This is a genomic window from Pseudophaeobacter sp. A-200-2 (genome assembly GCF_041008815.1).
Classification (GTDB): Bacteria; Pseudomonadota; Alphaproteobacteria; order Rhodobacterales; family Rhodobacteraceae; genus Phycobacter; species Phycobacter gallaeciensis_A.
Genome location: NZ_JAXGFU010000012.1, coordinates 68,559 through 86,141, shown reverse-complemented (window position 1 = coordinate 86,141; position 17,583 = coordinate 68,559). Strand labels below are relative to the sequence as shown.

16 protein-coding genes and 1 riboswitch are annotated in these 17,583 nt (G+C 62.1%); of the genes, 3 read left to right on the top strand and 13 right to left on the bottom strand.

Annotated features, from left to right (window positions below; all coding sequences use genetic code 11):
• Positions 1-3: 3 nt before the first annotated feature.
• A complete protein-coding gene (locus tag SM766_RS17910; protein WP_368948641.1) occupies positions 4-426 on the bottom strand; it encodes a DUF1636 family protein in 423 nt (140 codons plus the stop codon).
• Positions 427-529: 103 nt separating this feature from the next.
• A riboswitch (cobalamin riboswitch) is annotated at positions 530-745 on the bottom strand.
• A 52-nt stretch (positions 746-797) separates the two neighbouring features.
• On the opposite strand from SM766_RS17910, the gene cobO reads away from it, so the two are divergent.
• On the top strand, positions 798-1,433 hold the full coding sequence (cobO, locus tag SM766_RS17905) for a cob(I)yrinic acid a,c-diamide adenosyltransferase (protein WP_274829575.1): 636 nt from the start codon (positions 798-800) through the stop codon (positions 1,431-1,433).
• A 73-nt stretch (positions 1,434-1,506) separates the two neighbouring features.
• On the opposite strand, the gene glpD is transcribed toward cobO, so the two are convergent.
• From glpD to metG, 11 genes are all read right to left on the bottom strand, one after another.
• Positions 1,507-3,075 carry a glycerol-3-phosphate dehydrogenase gene (gene glpD / locus SM766_RS17900; protein ID WP_368948640.1) on the bottom strand — a complete coding sequence of 523 codons (1,569 nt, stop codon included), beginning with the start codon at positions 3,073-3,075 and terminating at the stop codon, positions 1,507-1,509.
• Positions 3,068-3,865: a DeoR/GlpR family DNA-binding transcription regulator gene (locus SM766_RS17895; protein WP_274829573.1), complete on the bottom strand. Its 798-nt coding sequence runs from the start codon at positions 3,863-3,865 to the stop codon at positions 3,068-3,070. The genes glpD and SM766_RS17895 overlap by 8 nt, the downstream gene beginning before the upstream one ends.
• A gap of 171 nt (positions 3,866-4,036) precedes the next feature.
• Positions 4,037-5,116: a DUF1513 domain-containing protein gene (locus tag SM766_RS17890; protein ID WP_368948639.1), complete on the bottom strand. Its 1,080-nt coding sequence runs from the start codon at positions 5,114-5,116 to the stop codon at positions 4,037-4,039.
• Positions 5,117-5,134: 18 nt separating this feature from the next.
• A complete protein-coding gene (locus SM766_RS17885) occupies positions 5,135-6,157 on the bottom strand; it encodes an imelysin family protein (protein WP_368948638.1) in 1,023 nt (340 codons plus the stop codon).
• The gene (locus tag SM766_RS17880) at positions 6,154-7,716 is read right to left on the bottom strand and encodes a di-heme oxidoreductase family protein (RefSeq protein WP_368948637.1); all 1,563 of its coding nucleotides are present in this window, start codon (positions 7,714-7,716) and stop codon (positions 6,154-6,156) included. Before SM766_RS17880 ends, SM766_RS17885 begins: the two co-directional genes overlap by 4 nt.
• On the bottom strand, positions 7,673-8,161 hold the full coding sequence (bfr, locus tag SM766_RS17875) for a bacterioferritin (RefSeq protein WP_065271139.1): 489 nt from the start codon (positions 8,159-8,161) through the stop codon (positions 7,673-7,675). The genes SM766_RS17880 and bfr overlap by 44 nt, the downstream gene beginning before the upstream one ends.
• Positions 8,109-8,402: a (2Fe-2S)-binding protein gene (locus tag SM766_RS17870; protein ID WP_082996010.1), complete on the bottom strand. Its 294-nt coding sequence runs from the start codon at positions 8,400-8,402 to the stop codon at positions 8,109-8,111. Before SM766_RS17870 ends, bfr begins: the two co-directional genes overlap by 53 nt.
• 225 nt (positions 8,403-8,627) lie before the next feature.
• The gene (locus SM766_RS17865) at positions 8,628-9,638 is read right to left on the bottom strand and encodes a porin (protein ID WP_368948636.1); all 1,011 of its coding nucleotides are present in this window, start codon (positions 9,636-9,638) and stop codon (positions 8,628-8,630) included.
• A gap of 78 nt (positions 9,639-9,716) precedes the next feature.
• Entirely contained in the window at positions 9,717-10,997 is a 1,281-nt protein-coding gene (locus SM766_RS17860; protein ID WP_368948635.1) for an imelysin family protein, read from the bottom strand.
• A gap of 76 nt (positions 10,998-11,073) precedes the next feature.
• Positions 11,074-11,244: a hemin uptake protein HemP gene (gene hemP / locus SM766_RS17855; protein ID WP_065271136.1), complete on the bottom strand. Its 171-nt coding sequence runs from the start codon at positions 11,242-11,244 to the stop codon at positions 11,074-11,076.
• A 521-nt stretch (positions 11,245-11,765) separates the two neighbouring features.
• Positions 11,766-13,484, bottom strand: coding sequence for a methionine--tRNA ligase (gene metG, locus SM766_RS17850; RefSeq protein ID WP_368948634.1), 1,719 nt, complete (start codon positions 13,482-13,484; stop codon positions 11,766-11,768).
• Positions 13,485-13,739: 255 nt separating this feature from the next.
• On the opposite strand from metG, the gene SM766_RS17845 reads away from it, so the two are divergent.
• Together SM766_RS17845 and SM766_RS17840 are read left to right on the top strand one after the other, a co-directional pair.
• Positions 13,740-14,498, top strand: coding sequence for an OB-fold-containig protein (locus SM766_RS17845; protein ID WP_368948632.1), 759 nt, complete (start codon positions 13,740-13,742; stop codon positions 14,496-14,498).
• A 46-nt stretch (positions 14,499-14,544) separates the two neighbouring features.
• The gene (locus SM766_RS17840; protein WP_368948631.1) at positions 14,545-16,260 is read left to right on the top strand and encodes a flotillin family protein; all 1,716 of its coding nucleotides are present in this window, start codon (positions 14,545-14,547) and stop codon (positions 16,258-16,260) included.
• Between the two features lie 61 nt (positions 16,261-16,321).
• On the opposite strand, the gene SM766_RS17835 is transcribed toward SM766_RS17840, so the two are convergent.
• Entirely contained in the window at positions 16,322-17,545 is a 1,224-nt protein-coding gene (locus SM766_RS17835; RefSeq protein ID WP_065273556.1) for an MFS transporter, read from the bottom strand.
• Positions 17,546-17,583 lie beyond the last annotated feature (38 nt).

Below are 17,583 nucleotides of genomic sequence, written 5' to 3'. Positions count from 1 at the left end.
CGGTTACTCCTCGGATGGGCATTCACCCGGCTGGGGCGCCGGGGGAATGCGGGCGATGGATTGCTTGCGAAAGACCTGCGGGCGCGCACGCCAGGGCACCAGACCGTCGTCGGTCGCGGCATAGGCAGCCGCACCTTGCAGGATGTCATCAACGTGTTGATCGGGATCCAGATCGCCGTAGATGTAGCTCCAGCGCTCGGTGCCGCCGCTCAGCACCATGGAACACCCGCGCTTGCAGGCGGACAGGCATTCGACGCCGCGCACCGAAACCCCGTCGGGCAGGTCGGCGGCGCGCAGCGCCTGCAGCAACAGGGTGCCGGGCCGGGTGGCTTCGGGATCAACGCCTTCGCGCTTGCAGGTGGTGCAGATGGTCAGGGTGACCTCTGGGCTGCCTTTGGGGGGCTGTTCAGCCGTATCCTTCGCCATTGGCGGGCGTCTCCTTGCGTCCTGTCAGACAGACGGGGAGAGGCCAGAGGGGAGCCGTATGGATGAATCGGCTCTCATCCGGTCGCGGCACACCCCGTCCGCCCGTAGATTAAGTCTGTTGGCAGGTCTCCCGGCTTGCGGATCTCAAGGCCGCCGCATTGCTGCGGGGTCTTTGCGGTTCTCCGGCCTTCCCGGTGTTACCCAGTGGCGTGGAGACCTCTCCGGTCACGGTCGCGGGGGCGGCTGTGCTTGGGCCAGATGGCCGTGTCACATTCCCTCTTCGCCTGCTTTCGCAGGAACCAACAAAATCCCCTTGCGCTATTGCGGGCTTCCTTGTCAAGACATGGTGCCAAACTGCAGGAGGGCACTTGGTGACCGAAAAGTCTGATAACGGCATTTCCGAGGAAGAAGCGGCACGGCACGCGTCCAAGATGGCGAAAAAGAAAGCGGCGCGTGACCGCATGATGGCCAATAAGGACGGTGAAAAGGGGCTGATCATCGTCCACACCGGCCCCGGCAAGGGCAAGTCCAGCTCGGGATTCGGCATGATCATGCGCTGCATCGCCCACGGCATGCCATCCGCCGTGGTGCAGTTCATCAAGGGCGCCTGGCAGACCGGCGAACGCACCCTGATCGAGGAGCATTTCGGCGATCTGTGCCAGTTCTACGCGATGGGCGAAGGCTTCACCTGGGAAACGCAGGACAAGGCCCGCGATATCGCGGCGGCCCGCGCAGGTTGGGAAAAGGCCAAGGAAATGATACTGGATGAGCGCAACACAATGGTTTTGCTCGATGAAATCAATATCGCGCTGCGCTATGAATATCTGGATCTGGATGAGGTTCTGGAGTTTCTGGTTGAGCAGAAACCACCGATGACTCATGTGGTTCTGACCGGACGCAACGCCAAGGAAGAGCTGATCGAGATCGCGGATCTGGTGACCGAGATGGGCCAGATCAAACATCCTTTCCGCGCCGGGATCAAGGCGCAGAAAGGGGTGGAGTTCTAAGACGGCCAGACCATCTGCAGAGGTGTCACCGGGCAGGGAATACCGTGCCCGGTGCGTTTCGATTTCCCCGCCGTTACGCGGCAATCTTGTCCTTGATATAGGTATCGACGGCCGCGCGCTCTTCCTCGGTCAGGCGCAGGCCCAATTTGGTGCGGCGCCACAGGAAATCATCGCCGCTGCGCACCCATTCGTTGGCAATCGCCCAGTCCAACTCCCGCTCAGTAATGGTGGCGCCAAAAGTGCGCCCCAGCGCCTCGGCGGATTTTGCTTCACCCAGGATCAACCGCGCTTCGGTGCCATAAGCGCGGATCAGGCGCCGGGCCCAATAAGGCGTCAGGAAGGAATAATCCGCTGCAAGATCCGCCTGCAGCTTGGTCACATCTTTGACCGCGAAATTGCCGCCGGGCAGGGGCACACCTGCTGTCCAGTTGCCGCCGACGCCGGGCAGAGCCTCGGAGATCTTGGCAAGCGCGGCCTCGGCCAGTTTGCGGTAGGTGGTGATCTTGCCGCCAAAGATGTTCAGCAGCGGTGCATTGCCCGTGTCCAGTGACAGCACGTATTCCCGCGTCGCCGCCGTCGCCGAGCTGGCGCCATCGTCATACAGCGGGCGCACACCGGAGTAGGTCCACAGAATGTCGTCGCGGTGCAGCGGCTTTTTGAAATACTGCGAGGCAAAATCGATCAGGTAGTCCTGTTCCTCGGGGGTGCAGGTGGGGGCCGTCTCCGGGTCGGGATGGTCGGCGTCGGTGGTGCCGATCAGAGTGAAATCCTCTTCATAGGGGATGGCAAAGATGATCCGCCCGTCGGTGCCCTGAAAGAAATAGCAGCGCCCGTGGTCGAAGAGTTTCGGAACCACGATATGGCTGCCGCGTACCAGACGCACGCCTTCGCGGCTGTTCTGGCCCAGTTTCTGGTTCAATACCTCCGCAACCCAGGGACCCGCCGCATTGACCAGCATCCGCGACCGGCGCGTGAACACTTGCCCCGTTAGACTGTCCTTCAGGTGGATAAGCCAGTGATCCTCGGCGCGTTCAGCCGCCAGAACTTTGGTGCGGGTCATGATTTCGGCGCCGCGCGCCTGCGCGTCGCGGGCGTTGAGCACGACAAGCCGGGCATCCTCGATCCAGCAGTCCGAATATTCAAAGGCGGTCTGGAACTTGTCCTTCAGCGGCGCCCCCGCTTCGTCGCGGCTGAGGTCCAGCTTGCGGGTGCCGGGCAGGATGCCGCGCTTGCCCAGCGTGTCATAGAGAAACAGCCCAAGGCGGATCAGCCAGGCCGGGCGGCGGCCCTTCATCCAGGGCATGATCCGCGTCAGCAGGCGGGAGGTCGGCGTTTCACTGTCGAACCGCATCTCCTTGTGAAAGGGCAGCACAAAGCGCATCGGCCAGGAAATATGGGGCATCGCCTTCAGCAGGACCTCGCGCTCGATCAGCGCTTCGCGCACCAGACGGAATTCGAAATATTCCAGATAGCGCAGGCCGCCATGAAACAGTTTGGTCGAGGCCGAGGAAGTGGCCGAGGCCAGATCGTTCATTTCTGCAAGGCTGACCGACAAGCCACGGCCTGCCGCATCGCGGGCAATGCCGCAGCCGTTGATGCCGCCGCCGATGATGAACAGGTCGGTGATCTTTTGATCAGTCATTTTCGTTTCTTTCGTTTTGGCTGGCGGTGTCTCCCGCCACGATGATGCGTGTTCCCGCGGCGCGCGCGGCCTCCGCAAAGGCATCGGGCACTGGCGCATCGGTGATCACTACGTCGAGATCCGCCACATCACAGATCCGCACCGGGGCGGAGCGGTCGAATTTGCTGTGATCGCAGACCAGAACGCGGGTACGTGCGTTTTTCAGGATGGCGCGGGCGACGGAGACCTCGCGGCCGTCGTGGTCCATGATGGCGCCATCCGCATCGAGGGCGGAGGCGCCGATAATGGCGAAATCGACCTTGTAGCGGGAAATGAATTCCACCGCGTCTTCGCCGACGATGGCGCCGTCGCTTTGACGGACCGCGCCGCCAACCAGGATCAGCTCACGCGCCTCGCCACCCATCATCATATTGATAATGTTTATGTTGTTGGAAATGACTGTCAGGCCGCGATGGCCGGATAGGGCACGGGCCACTTGCTCGGTCGAAGTGCCGATATTGAGCGTGATCGAGCAGTCTTCGGGGATCAGTTCAGCGGCCTCGGCTGCCATCGCCAGTTTCCCCGCCGCGTTCAGCTTGCGCCGGTCCGCGTAGGCGCGGGTGGCGGCTGAGCTGACGCGTACTGCGCCGCCATGCACCCGCGACAGCGCGCCGCGCTGCGACAGGTCGCGTAGATCGGTGCGCACGGTCTGCAGCGACACGCCGAACCGCTGCGCCAGATCCTCGACCTCGACGCGATCCTGAGTGTTCAGCAGCTCTATGATTTCGTTCTGACGAGTCGTGGCATCCATGGCTTTCCCTTTCAAAGCCCATCTAGCGATTCATTTTCGGTTTGTCATCGTTTGTTTTCGAAAAGGTTCGTTTTGCGCGGAGAACAAAAATCCATTTGTCGCGCAGGCTTCATCTCGCCCGCCCCGGCGATAGGCGGGACGGGGGGAGTTGTTTCAGATGTCAGGGGAGTGTCAGATGACAGGGATCAGGTGGTTGTCCCAGCGCAGCTCGGCCTGGTTCAGGACCGACAGGCGACCCTTGGCGATCTCGACGATCTCACCGCTGCCGGAACTTGCGATAAACCCATCTGTCGATTGGGACAGGCCGCAGACATCGGGCAGATGATGTTCCGTGGTGAGAGCTCCGCTTGCGGTGTCCATGACCTGCACCACGCCGCCGCGGGGCGAGGTGACAGCTACTTGCTGACCATCAGTGGAAAAGGCAATGGAGCCGCCGTATCCATTGAGGTTGCGCAGGCGCGGGTCATCGGCGGCCATCAGCCGTGGCGCACTGCCGGGCTTGTGCAGCCCGACGATCGGCACATCGGCGCCCAGATCGCCCTGCCACTGCATAGCAAAGGCAACGGTGCCATCCGCCTGCATCGCCAGATGGCGGATCGAATTCTTGTGCAGCTGGGGGTCCAGCTCGACCTGCTCGGTCACCTGGCCGTCAAAATCGAGATAGCTGAGGTTGGGCCGCATGGTGGGGATGTTCAGCTTGGCCCGGCCACTGTCGGGATGGGTGTCGATGCCGCCATTTGCGACGACCAGCCCCGTACCATCTGCGCGCAGCATCATGTCATGCGGGCCGACCCCGCCCGAGGCAAAGCTGCCGATGCGGCGGTAGGGTGCGGTGCCATCCCAGACACCAATGATGCCGCGCCCGGCCTCGAAGTGGTTTTCGGTGGTCAGCAGCAGGCTGCCATCGGGTGTGAAGACGCCGTGTCCGTAAAAGTGATGACCTGCCGGAGGCTCCAGCCGGGCCAGTTGCGCGCCGGTGCGGCAGTCGATCACATCGGCAAAGCGGCCGGGGCGGCGGGCAAAGGCCACCGCGATGGGCCGCGTGGGGTGGGCGGTGGCAGCATGGCCGCGGCCGGGCAGGGGGTGGCTGAACAGGAGGGTGCCAAGGTCCGAAAGACCCGCCAGGAAAAAGCTGCCGTCGGCGGCCTTGCCTGCGGACAGATAGGCGGGCGAGCCCAGATCGGCCCAGCTGGCCGCCGGGGCCATCCCCACCGCCAGAAGCCCGGCCAGAAATCCACGTCTTGAGGGCATGTCTTTGGGTCCTTTCTGTTAATCGCCATCCAGGGCGTTGAAACCGGCCTCGACGCCAAGCGCGGGACCAAGATCCTCACCGATGGTTTCGCGCAGTTTCCGGATGTCCTGCTGCACTGCCTCGATCCGCAGCCGCGTGCCCGGCTCTGCAACGCCTGCAAAGGTCGGATCGTCGAGGCGGCTGGCGTGCTCGACCGCAATGTCAAAGGCTGCATCCAGTTCCGCAGCAAGGTCGGCATCTCCGTCGCTGAGGATACGGGCCAGCGGTGCCAGCGCTTCCAGCGCCAGGATCACGTGGTGCTGGGAGCGCCCCGAACGATAGGCTTCGGCGCGTTTCGGGCGCGGCCTGTCGTAGGTGCCCAGCGGCCGTCCCAGCCGCATATCGATCAGGATCTGCAGGCCGGTATCCAGCGCCTTGAACAGTTCCTGTTTGACCTCGGCCTCGGTGCGGTAACGATCACCCGGGTGGCGCATCTTGTCGGCATAGCTGTCGCGCCAGTCCATCCAGATCACATCGGCTGTGGTGGCGATATCTTCTGCAATGGCGCGGGTCAGCTGGCAGCGGTAGTCGGCGCTGCCCAGCTGCTGCATGTCCTCGTCGTAAAGGAGGAATTCCAGCGCATAGAAGCCGCGCGCTGCAATCGATACGCTGGTATAGGCCGCCGCATCCTTGGCAATCGGATCCTCGGCAGTGATCAGCGCCCGCAGCGCCTTTGGCGTTTTGCCCCGGCTGTCCGGCCAGAAGGCGAGCGCAAAGGCGCGGTTATCCCTTTCGGTCGGCCCGAACCGCAGGTGGCTGACCGCGACCCAGGCATCAAAGGCTTCGCCGTAGGCCTGCTGCAACTGGACCGATCCGGGGTCGCAGACCTCAGCGGCTGTCGCGCTCAGTTGCTGGGCCTCCTGCGCCAGTGTTTCGAAGCCCGGCAGAATGTGCTGCTCCAGGGCCTCATCAATCACCTCCGCGCGTGCAGAAAATGGCGTTAGGGTAAGGGTGACGGCAAGGACAGGGGCCAGCAGGCGGGGCAGGATGGGGCGTGTCATAGGCTCTCCAGAAAACGGATAAGATCGGTGCGGTCCTCGGGGGAGAGGGAGACCACGGTGTTGCGGGCATCTTGCGCCTCGCCGCCATGCCACAGGATCGCCTCCAGCAGGCTGCGGGCGCGGCCATCGTGCAGGTAGGTGGCGCGCGGCGACACCTGCTGCGTCAGGCCAACCCCCCAGAGCGGCGCGGTGCGCCATTCCCGCCCGGTGGCGCGGGCTTCGGGGCGGTGATCGGCAAGACCTTCGCCCATGTCATGCAGCAGCAGGTCGCTGTAAGGCCATATCAGCTGGAAACTGTGCTCGGGGCGACTTTTCAGACGATGGGTCACGAATTTGGGCCGGTGGCAGGCGGCGCAGCCGCCGTTGTAGAACAGTTCCTTGCCGCGCAGCACCTGCGCATCGTCCAGGTCGCGGCGGGCGGGTACGGCCAGATTGCGGGCGTAGAAGGTGACCAGATCCATGTTCGGTTGATCGATCTCGGTGCCGCGGGCGTCATCATTTCCGTGCGGTGCTGCGCGGCAATCCGTTTGCCCGGTGGTGCATTCCCCCCAGGGGGCGGGAAACAGCGGCGTCGAAATGCCGATATCCCCGGAAAAGGCGGCAGCGGATTGTTCGTGCACCGTCGGCATGCCCGCCTTGAGGCCAAAGCGGCCCAGCATGATCTGCTGAAACTCTTCGGACCAGACCAGATTGGCCCGACCGGAAATGCCATCTCCGTCGGCGTCGTCCGGATCGGCAGCAGCAAGGATATCGGCGGTGGAGATCGCCTCAAGCAGGCCAAGGCCAATCATCGGCGGCGCCACGCGGGGGGACAGCATGGCGTTGGTGTGCAGCGGGCCGTAGCCCAGATCCTCGGCGCTGTAGATCGGTCTGCGCAGCGAGGCGGTTTCGCCACCGTTCAGATCGACGGTCTCTTCTTCATATCGGATGCCAAGCCGGTATTCCGGGGAAATGCCTGGGGCCGAGAAATCCTGAAGCTGCTGCCCATAGGTGGGGTCGGGGGCCGTGCCGATATAATCCTTGATCGCCTGAACCTGCTCGGGTACCGGGCCGGGAATGGAGACGCGCAGAAACATCGCGGTAGAACGGTAATCCGGCCCCGCAGGCACATGGCCGCGCCCATCCTTCAGATGGCAGCGCTGGCAGGAGCGGGCGTTGTAAAGAGGGCCAAGCCCGTCAGAGGCGCGGGTGGAGGAGGGCGAGAACACCCAGATCTTCTTGAACAGCCCATTGCCCAGCTTGAATTCCAACTCCTGCTCGAAGGACAGGTTGGCGGAGTGCTGGGAAAACGCCTCATCGTCGCTGCGGGCGCGTGTTGTCGTCGCGCCAGCAGGATGGGTTTCATAGGCTTCGGGAGCCGAAAAATCCGTGGCAGGGGCCGTAACGGCGCGGATGCGCTGGCTGTCCTCGGTGGTGCGGGGGATCACATCCAGATGCGGATCGCCAAGGGGCAGGCTGGTTAGGTCCAGCGCCTGTCCCGTGCTGGCTGCGACAAGCGCCGCAGCCAATAGAAGGTTACTCTTCAGCCTCTTCCATCTTGGTGGCGTTGAGTTGTGCATAGTTTTCGGCACCGATCCGCTCGTGCAGGTCCAGCTGTGTCTCAAGAAAGTCGATATGACCCTCTTCATCGGCCATCAAGGCTTCGAACAGCTTCATGGTTACGTAGTCGCCTGCGGTGTCGCAGGCTTCGCGGGCTTCCTTGTAGAGCGCGCGGGCGCTGATTTCGGCCGCAAGATCGCATTCCAGCGTTTCCTTGGGGTTCTGGCCAATGCGCAGCGGGTCCAGTTTTTGCAGGTTGGGATGGCCGCCAAGGAACAGGATCCGTTCGATCAACTTGTCCGCGTGCTGCATCTCTTCGATGCTTTCCTCGCGGCTTTTCTTGGCCATGCTGCCCAGCCCCCAGTCTTCCTGCATGCGGAAGTGAAGCCAGTACTGGCTGACAGCGGTCAGTTCATGGCGCAAGGCCTTGTTGAGGTAGTCGATGACGATTGGGTCGCCCTTCATGGCTGTTCTCCTGTCCGAGTGGCTTGCGTAGGTTCTGCAACTGCGCAGGTACACTTACCTTAGCATTGCCGCGCATCGTGTCGAGGAAGAGCGGCATGCATCCGCCACAATCAGCGGCTTTGCCGAGCGCATGGTAGATTTTGCCGGGGGTGATGATCGTCCGGGGATCTGCGGCGCGCATCCAGTCGATGGCGGCGTGAATGTCGTGATCGGTGATCTGTGTGCAGTGGCAGACGATCATGGCCTGGCTCCCTTAGAGGTGGCAAAGGGGATCTCGATTCCTGACATCAGGTATCTGACAAAAATAGTCAGGCGGCAAGGGGTAATGCTGACTATTTTTATCGGAGATAGTCCTTGGCACAGTGTCGCTGGTCCAATGGGGGCAGCAGGGCGCATGAAAAAGGGCCGCAGAAACTGCGGCCCAGTCGGGTTCTGTTGCGAAAAGCAGTCAAAACCGAGGGATCGTTCAGCCGCCAAGCGGAATGATCAGGCTCACACCCAGCGTCGTGTCGGCAACGCCGGTGTCTTCGACCTGGGCCAGCGCTCCGGACAGGGTCATGCCGTTCTGGAATTCGTAATCCGCGCCAACCGAGATCAGATCGGTGTCGCCTGCGCTGTCCAGATCACGGCGGGCTAGGGTGCCGGACAGGGTCCATTGGCCAATACCATAGGCCGCGTTCAGCGTGGCATAGGTGGCGTCATCCGCGCCGCCGCCAAAGTTGGAGAAGGAGGCAACCTCTGCGAAGACATCAAACCCGTCTGCAAAGGAATGGCCGATGCCGGCGACGAAGCCTTGTTCGTCATCCACATCGCCAGCGCTTGCGCTCAGATGGCGGGCGCCAATACGGAACCGGGTTGCGCCGACGCTATGCGCCCATTGGATGGCAAAGTTGTCCAGCTCGCCGGTGTTGCCTGCGCCGCCCGCAGCGGCGGTATTACGGCCCCGGTCGAACCATGCCGAACGGCTGAGACCGGTGTCATCCGCATAGAAGACGCCAAAGGACAGGGTGCCCGCGCCATTGAGTTCTACATCAGCCAGGACACCGATCTGTTCGGCGAGTTCATAATCTTCGGCCAGGGTGCCGCCAAAGAAACCCGCTGCATCGTCCCATGCGGTGCCGAACACGGGGTGGAGTTTACCAATGGAGACGGTGGTTGCTTCGCCGATGCCAAAGCTGAGGCCGATCTCTTCGATGTAGAGGCCGATGTCGTCAAAGCTGCGGTCGGCAGTGGCGTCAGTCACACTTTCGGCGGTGAGGGTCGAGAACAGCGAAACGCCATTGCCGAAGGTATAGGTGCCGGTGGCGGTGATGGTCGCGTAGGTGTCGCGGATTTCGTTCGCGGCCACGTCCGAAGAGATGATCTGCTCGTTGCCGATTTCGATTTCACCTTCCCAGGTGAATTCGGCCTGTGCCGCCGTTGCGGAAAACACGAAAGGGGCGCCGAAAGCCAGCGCCGCAGCCAGAGTCTTGTTCATAGTACTGTCCTGATATTTGGATACCGGGCGGCGTATCTGGCTGCGGTTGTCGGCTGGGCCGCCCGGTGATTTTGTGAGTTATTGGAAGACGGCGCCCGGGTTGTCGAGCGAGTCGGAGCCTTCGAATTCGACCTCGGTCAGTTGCAACGTCGCAACCGCGCGTTCGATCGAACGGGTCTGGTCGATCAGACCGTTCACACCGCCCATCACCAGCGCTTCGCCTGCGGCATTGCCCTGTTCCAGCATCTGGTCATAGGAGAAACCGGCCTCGGCTGCGGTCTTGATCCGGCCAAGCGCCTGCATGGTGTCGGCCAGCTTGCCGCGCAGTTCCGCGTCCAGATCGGCATCGGCTGAGGCAACAAGATCAGACAGTGAGGCGCCGGAGACGAGCTCACCGTTCACCCGCACGTATTCGCCCAGATAGACGTTCTGAATGCCAAGCCCATCGTAATAGTGGCTGTTGTGGGTGTTGTCGGAAAAGCAGTCGTGCTCTTCCTCGGGGTCGTTCAGCATAAGGCCAAGGCGCATCCGCTCACCGGCCTGTTCACCGTAGGAGAGCGATCCCATACCGGTCAGCATGGCGACGATGCCTGCGCTTTCATCGGCCATCAACTCGGCGCGGGCGGCGCCACCTTCGGCCCATTGCGCGGCCATCCAGTCCAGATCGGAGACCAGCAGTTCGGTTGCGGCCTGTAGATAGGCGCCGCGGCGGTCGCAGTTGCCACCGGTGCAGGTCTCGCCCTTGGCGTAATCGGTCCATGGGCGGTCGCCCGCGCCGTGGTCGGTGCCATTCAGATCCTGGCCCCAAAGCAGGAATTCGATGGCGTGATAGCCGGTTGCCACGTTGGCCTCGACGCCGTCTGCCTCGTGCAGGGTGTCTTCCAGCAGTGCCGGGGTGATGTCGCTGGTGTCGACGGTCTGGCCTGACAGCTCAAATGCGGGATTCGCGATCACGTTCAGCGCGGCCAGTGCGTTCTCATCTGAAGGGCCGCCATAGGAGGCCTCCACGTAGTCGATCAGCCCTTCATCTAGCGGCCAGGCGTTCACCTTGCCTTCCCAGTCGTCGACGATGGCATTGCCGAACCGGAAGGCTTCGGATTGCTGGTAAGGCACGCGTGCGGCCAGCCAGGCGGTGCGGGCGGCTTGTAGAGCTTCGGCCGAGGGCTCTGCCACCAGCGCATCAACAGCCGCCTTCAGCCGCTGGGCGGTGGTCAGGCTGTCCTGATAGGTCGCCTGGGCGATATTGGCATAGGTGGTCAGAACGGCGCCTTTTTCGGGGGCCACTGGTGCGGCCATTGCGGCAGAGCCGCCCATGGCGAGGGCTGTGAGAGCGGTTCCGGTGAGAAACAGCGATTTCATCGGGGTTATCCTTGCTTGGTTGGATCGGAAGATTGAGGGGCGCAGGTCGTGCGTAGGCTGTGGCGAGCCTCTGAGGTTATTTCGTGAGGATCAGCTTCCCGGCGCGGGTGATGCGCAGGCTGTAGATCTGGCCGTTCAGCAGAATGCGTGCCTGAATGCCGCCGCGCGTCAGGTCTTCGGCGTGATACGTGGGGAATGCTTCCGTCGTGGCGGTGGTGGCCACGGGTTCAGATGTAATCTGGTTCATGATGAGTGCCCATTTCTGAAATCCGCCCTGTCAAATTCGGCCCGGTCCAGCAGCCATTCCAGGCAGAACCCCGAAAGGCTGCCGGAGCGCGCAAATACTTCGAGCCAGATCTGGGACAGGCTGTCCTGATCGTCAGGTTCGGATGCGGTGGGCGCGGGGCCAGGAGCGATGTTCGACATGATGACGCAATGTGGTTGTCTCGGTTCGTTCGGGCTGGCCTGACAGATCAGGTTGGCTGGATTGCGTTATACCTGATTTATTTACTCACCTTTGTCAATCCGACTTTTTTACTCGGAAATTTGCGCTGGGCGGCTCGCCTTGGTGTGGATTGTTTCCAAAACTTAGGGAAAGGCGCAGTTTTCGTGCGATCTGTTGCCGTCAGGTGTCTGCCGCCCGGCTGCAACATGGCGCCGCGCGGTCTGATGTTTGCCGCACATAGGCCGAGTCGCTCAGGTGGCAGCAGACACAATAAAAAGGCCGCCAATTTGGCGGCCTTTGGAGTTTGATAGATTGGGCGTTGCTTAGTCGCGGGTGCCCGAGAACCGTTCCTGCCAGTCTTCGCGCTGCTCGTCTGCAATCTTCGCGAACAGAACCTCCGGCACGGTGAAGCCATGCCCGGCGGGCAGGGCGGAAAGGGCCGCAGCAACATCGGTAGGCCAGCCCATGTCCGAGCTATTCAGGGCCGCCATCAGCGTGGCGCTGGCCTGCGGGATGAAGGGTGCGCTGAGCACGGCATAGAAGCGGATCAGGTTCAGACCCAGACGCACCTGCGCGGCAGCGCGCTCGGGGTCTTCCTTGAAGACCGACCAGGGGGCAGCGGATTGCAGGTATTCATTGCCCGCAACCCAGATCGCGCGCAGCTCCTGCGCCGATTTGCGCACCTCCATCGCCTCCATGTGCTGCTCATAGGCACGCAGGCGGGTGGTCAGCTCCTCGATCAGCGCAAGCTCCTGCTCGCCGTATTCGCCACCCGTGGGCACCTCTTCGCCGAACTTGGAGCGGCAGAACTTGGTGATACGGGAGACGAAGTTGCCCAGAACGTCGGCCAGATCCTTGTTCACCGACTGCTGGAAGTTTTCCCAGGTGAATTCGGAATCGCTGCTTTCGGGGGCATGGCTCAGCAGCCACCAGCGCCAATAGTCGGCGGGCAGGATTTCCAGCGCCTGATCCATGAAGACGCCGCGTCCCTGGCTGGTGGAGAACTGGCCGCCATCATAGTTCAGGTAGTTGAAGGATTTGAGGTGATCGACCAGCTTCCACGGCTCACCCGACCCCAGAATGGTCGCCGGGAAAGACAGGGTATGGAAGGGCACGTTGTCCTTGCCCATGAACTGGACGTATTTCACATCCTCGGCGCCCTTGTCGGTGCGCCACCAGCGTTCCCAGTCCGCATCAGCCTTGCCATGGGCATCGGCCCATTCCTTGGCGCAGGCGATGTATTCTATGGGGGCATCGAACCAGACATAGAAGACTTTGCCTTCCATGCCGGGCCAGTCTTCTTCGCCCTTCTTGACCGGAATACCCCAGTCAAGATCGCGGGTAATGCCGCGGTCCTGCAAGCCGTCGCCATCGTGCAGCCATTTCTTGGCGATGGAGGTCGTCAGGACGGGCCAGTCGGCCTTGCTGTCGATCCAGGCGTCCAGCTGGTCCTTCATGGCGGACTGGCACAGGTACAAGTGCTTGGTCTCGCGCACTTCCAGATCGGTGGAGCCGGAGATGGCCGAGCGCGGATTGATCAGATCGGTGGGATCAAGCTGCTTGGTGCATTCCTCGCACTGATCGCCGCGCGCCTTCTCGAACCCGCAGTTGGGGCAGGTGCCCTCGATATAGCGGTCGGGCAGGAAACGGCCATCGGCGTTGGAATATACCTGTTTCTCCACCACTTCACGGATCAGCCCGGCCTCGGCCAGCTTGCCCGCGAAATGCTGGGTCAGCGCGTGGTTCTGCGGGCTGGAAGAGCGCCCGAAGTGATCGAAGCTGAGGCAGAACCCCTTGGCGATTTCGGCCTGAACCTCGTGCATCTCGGCGCAGTATTCCGCGACCGGCTTGCCTGCCTTGGCGGCGGCCAGCTCAGCCGGGGTGCCGTGTTCGTCGGTGGCGCAGAGGAACATCACCTCGTTGCCGCGGCCACGCTGATAGCGCGCGTAAAGGTCGGCAGGCAGCTGGCTGCCCACGAGGTTGCCCAGATGTTTGATCCCATTGATGTAAGGGATCGCCGAGGTAATCAGAATGCGTTCCATACCATCCATCCACATGTCGCTTTGCCTGACCCTCTATCGCATGGCGGGGGCGGCGGAAACCCCGCCTGTGCCATTCGCGCGAAATCCAACAGAAGTCGAAACATGTTCAAGGTTTTTCTTGAGTATCAAACGGTCCCCGGCCATCGTACCCTCAGGTTGTACAGGGTGCGGGATTGAAACGGTCAATAACCCTTCCCATATTCATTGTATACTACTGCATACTTTATGATCCTGAGTTGTGAGGTCGGTTTCTACATGCTGCAATTTCTGCTCGACGGAGCTTTTGCCCCGTTCACATTGGCGCTTGCGCTGCTGACCGGCTTGATGGTGCTGGAATTGGTGGCCTTGCTCTTGGGCGGGAGCCTGATCGGCGCTGACAACGATGCAGATCTGGATATCGATGCGGGCGATGTCGGCGACTTCGATCTTGATCTGGATGGTTCGGAACTGGGCGGGGTTGAGGGCATTGATGCTGCGGATCTGGACCTGCCAGATGCAGAACTGGATCTGGAACTGGCACCTGATGCACCTGCAGATGCAGGTGTTTCGACCCCGACAGGCCTGGCATCCTGGCTGGGGCTGGGCCGCATGCCGACGGTGATCTGGCTTGGGGCTATTTTGCTCGGCTTTGGCCTTTCGGGCATGGGCTTGCAGGTGGCGCTGTCCTCGCTCTTTGGGCTGCTTGCCCCGGCTTGGGGCGCAGCCATTCCAGCAGGCGCCTTTGCCTTTTGGTTCGCGCGGGTTTTTGGGGCTGCATTTGCCCGCGTCTTGCCGCAGACCGAAACCGAGGCACTGTCCGAGCGCAATCTGGGCCGCCGCCGCGGTATTGTCACCCAAGGCACTGCCGCCAGGGGGCGCCCGGCTGAGGTGCGAGTCATGGATGGCTATGGCAATGCCCACTACTTGCGCGCCGAACCTCTGAAAGATGGCGATACCATCGCTCAGGGCACCGAGGTTCTGGTGATCCGGGATCGGCGCAGGGGGAGTTACGTGCTTGTTGCCGTCTCCGAATAAGCTTGACGATAAAATTCTAACTTTTGTCCCACAGGGAGGTTTCTCAATGGAGTTTGAGTTTCTGTTGATTGTTGTTGTTACCGTAATTATTTTTCTTGCCCTGTTCGGGCTTGTTATTGGTCGCCTCTACCGGCGCTCTACCCGCGAGATCAGTCTTGTGAAAACAGGGGCTGGCGGCAAAAAGGTGATCATGGATGGTGGCACGATCGTTGTGCCCCTGTTGCATGAGGTCAGCCCGGTCAACATGAAGACCCTGCGCCTTGAGGTGAAGCGCGACGGCGAGGCGGCATTGATCACCCAGGACCGGATGCGCGTCGATGTGGGGGTGGAATTCTACGTCTCGGTCATGGCCACAACAGAAGGGATCGCCCGTGCGGCTCAGACCCTTGGCAGCCGGACCTTCGATGTGGAGCAGCTGCGAGAAATGATCGAGGGTAAGCTGATCGATGGTTTGCGCGCCGTGGCGGCGCAGATGACCATGGATGGCCTGCATGAGAACCGCGCTGACTTCGTTCAGGAAGTGCAGAATGCGGTTTCCGAGGATCTGCTCAAGAACGGTCTGTCGCTGGAATCCGTTTCCTTGACCGCGCTCGACCAAACCCCGTTCGAGGCGCTGGATGAAAACAACGCCTTTAACGCGGTGGGGATGCGCAGGCTGGCCGAGGTGATCGCGGTCTCGAAAAAGGAACGCGCCCAGATTGATGCAGAGGCGGATGTCGCCGTGCGCCGCGCCGCGATGGAGGCTGAGCGTCAGAAGCTGTTGATCGAACAGGACGAGGAACAGGCCCGGATCGAGCAGAAGCAGAAGGTGGAAACCCTGCGTGTGGCGCAAGAGGCCGAGATTGCCGCCCGGACTGAGGACAGCGTGCGTGAAACCGAACGCGCCCGGATCGCACGGGAAGAGGCCATTCGCGCCGCCGACATTGAGCGCGAGCGTAAGATCCGTGAGGCCGAAATCTCCAAGGAGCGGGAGTTGGAGGTCGCTGAACAGGAGCGCCAAATCATCATCGCGCAGAAATCCGAAGAGGAAAGCCGCGCCCGTGCCTCGGCTGATCTGGCCCGCGCCGAGGCGACCAAGGCGACCGAAGCGGTGGCAACCGCCCGCCAGGTGGCAGAGGCCGAGCGTCAGAAGCAGATCGTTCTGATCGAAGCCACGCGCGAGGCGGAACGTCAGGCCACCGGCATTCGTCTGGCTGCCCAGGCGGAGAAGGAAGCCGCCGCCGACCGCGCCGAAGCGCGCCGTGAAGAGGCGCAGGCCGAAGCCGATGCACTCAACATCCGCGCCGAGGCCAAGAAGAACGACATGCTGGCCGAGGCGGAAGGTAAGCGCGCCATCGTTGAGGCAGACAATGTCCTGTCTGAGGCTCAGATCCGCTTCAAGGTCGATCTCGCCCGGATCGAAGCGATGCCTGCCATCGTGGCGGAAATGGTCAAACCTGCCGAAAAGATCGACTCGATCAAGATCCATCAGGTCGGAGGCATGGGCGTTGGCGCAGGCGGTGCAGGCTCCGTGGCCGCACAGGCGGGTGGCGGCGACAAGCCCGTCGTCAATCAGGCACTCGATTCCATTATGGGCATGGCGGTTCAGATGCCTGCCCTGAAGAAGCTGGGCGAAGAACTGGGCCTGTCCATGGAGGATGGGGTGGCCGGTATCACCAGCGGCGCTTTGGGGGTGTCATCTGAACCTGCCAAAGAGACGGTGGAGGCCGAGGCATCGGCGGCAGAAGAAGCGGCTGATGAGGTGGAGACGCCGCTGGCCTAGATCGCCTGGTTGCACACATTGTATGAAAGGGCCGGATTTTTCCGACCCTTTTTCGCGGGATCTAGCGTTTTTCGCGCGAGCCTTTCATCAACCGTCCGATGGTAAAGGAGGTGCGCGGGGCGTAGACGTAGTTGGTGCGTTCGTCCGGGGTCGGGCGCGAGCGCATGCGCGACAGGCCGAACAGGATCAGCCCGAAATGGCCAACCGCGATAAAGGCAAACAGCGCCTTGGGGCCATAGCCGCTGATCAGTGCGGAGGATACATAAGGCGCAGCGATGGCGCCGAGCGCGTAAAAGAACATCAGCGCGGCAGAGAGTTCGACCCGCTCGTCTGATGTGGCAAAGTCGTTGGCATGGGCCGATGAGACCGAGAACACCGGGAAGGCGGTGAAGCCAAACAACCCTGCCATCATCATGGTGGCCTCGGTGCTTTGACCCGATATGAGGATCGTCAGGCCGCAAGACATAATGGCGGCTGCTGACAGCCAGATCAGCACCCAGCGGCGGTCATATTTGTCCGCAAGCCAGCCCACCGGGTATTGTGCGAGTGCGCCGCCCAGCACGAAGGCCGCAAGGAAAAAGGCAACCTGGTTCAGCTCCAACCCAACTTCGGTGCCGTAGATCGGCCCCACCATCCGGAACGAGGCGGCGCCGATCGCGGCGACGATGACGCCGACAACGGCCAGTGGCGAACAGCGCCAGGCCAGCCCGGGCCGCAGGCGCGGCGCGGCTGGGGTTGCGGGCTGGCTGTTGCGGGTCAGGGTCAGCGGCAAGAGCGCGGCGCAGCAAAGCAGGGCCAGAAGGTTGTAGGAGACGTAAGAGGCCGGTGGCAGTACCGCGATCATCATCTGTGCCGCAAGGGAGGCGATCAGGTCGGCCAGCCGGTAGGTGCCCATGGCCCGGCCACGGCTTTCGTTGGTGACCTTGGCGTTCATCCAGGCTTCTATCACCGTGTAACAACCAGCCACCGACAGCCCGGATGCGATGCGCATCGCGGCCCAGGCCAGCGGCGCTTCGGTGAGGGTGTGTCCGATCAGGCCCATCGCCCCGAGGGCGGTGCATACGGCAAATGCGCGGGAATGGCCCACCGTGCCCATCAGCCGTGGGGCCCACCAGCAGCCGATGAAAAAGCCCAGAAAATGCGCAGACCCCAGTAGACCGATTTCTTGCTTGTCAAAGCCGAGCGTCAGGCCCGAGATCGCATCCAGCGGTCCGACGCCGCCAGCAGAGAGCTGCAACAGAATGACAGAAAGGAACAGGGCGGCAAAGGAAAGGATCAGGCGCATGGTGTTGCCGACTGTGCCAATGCGCGTGGGGATTGCTA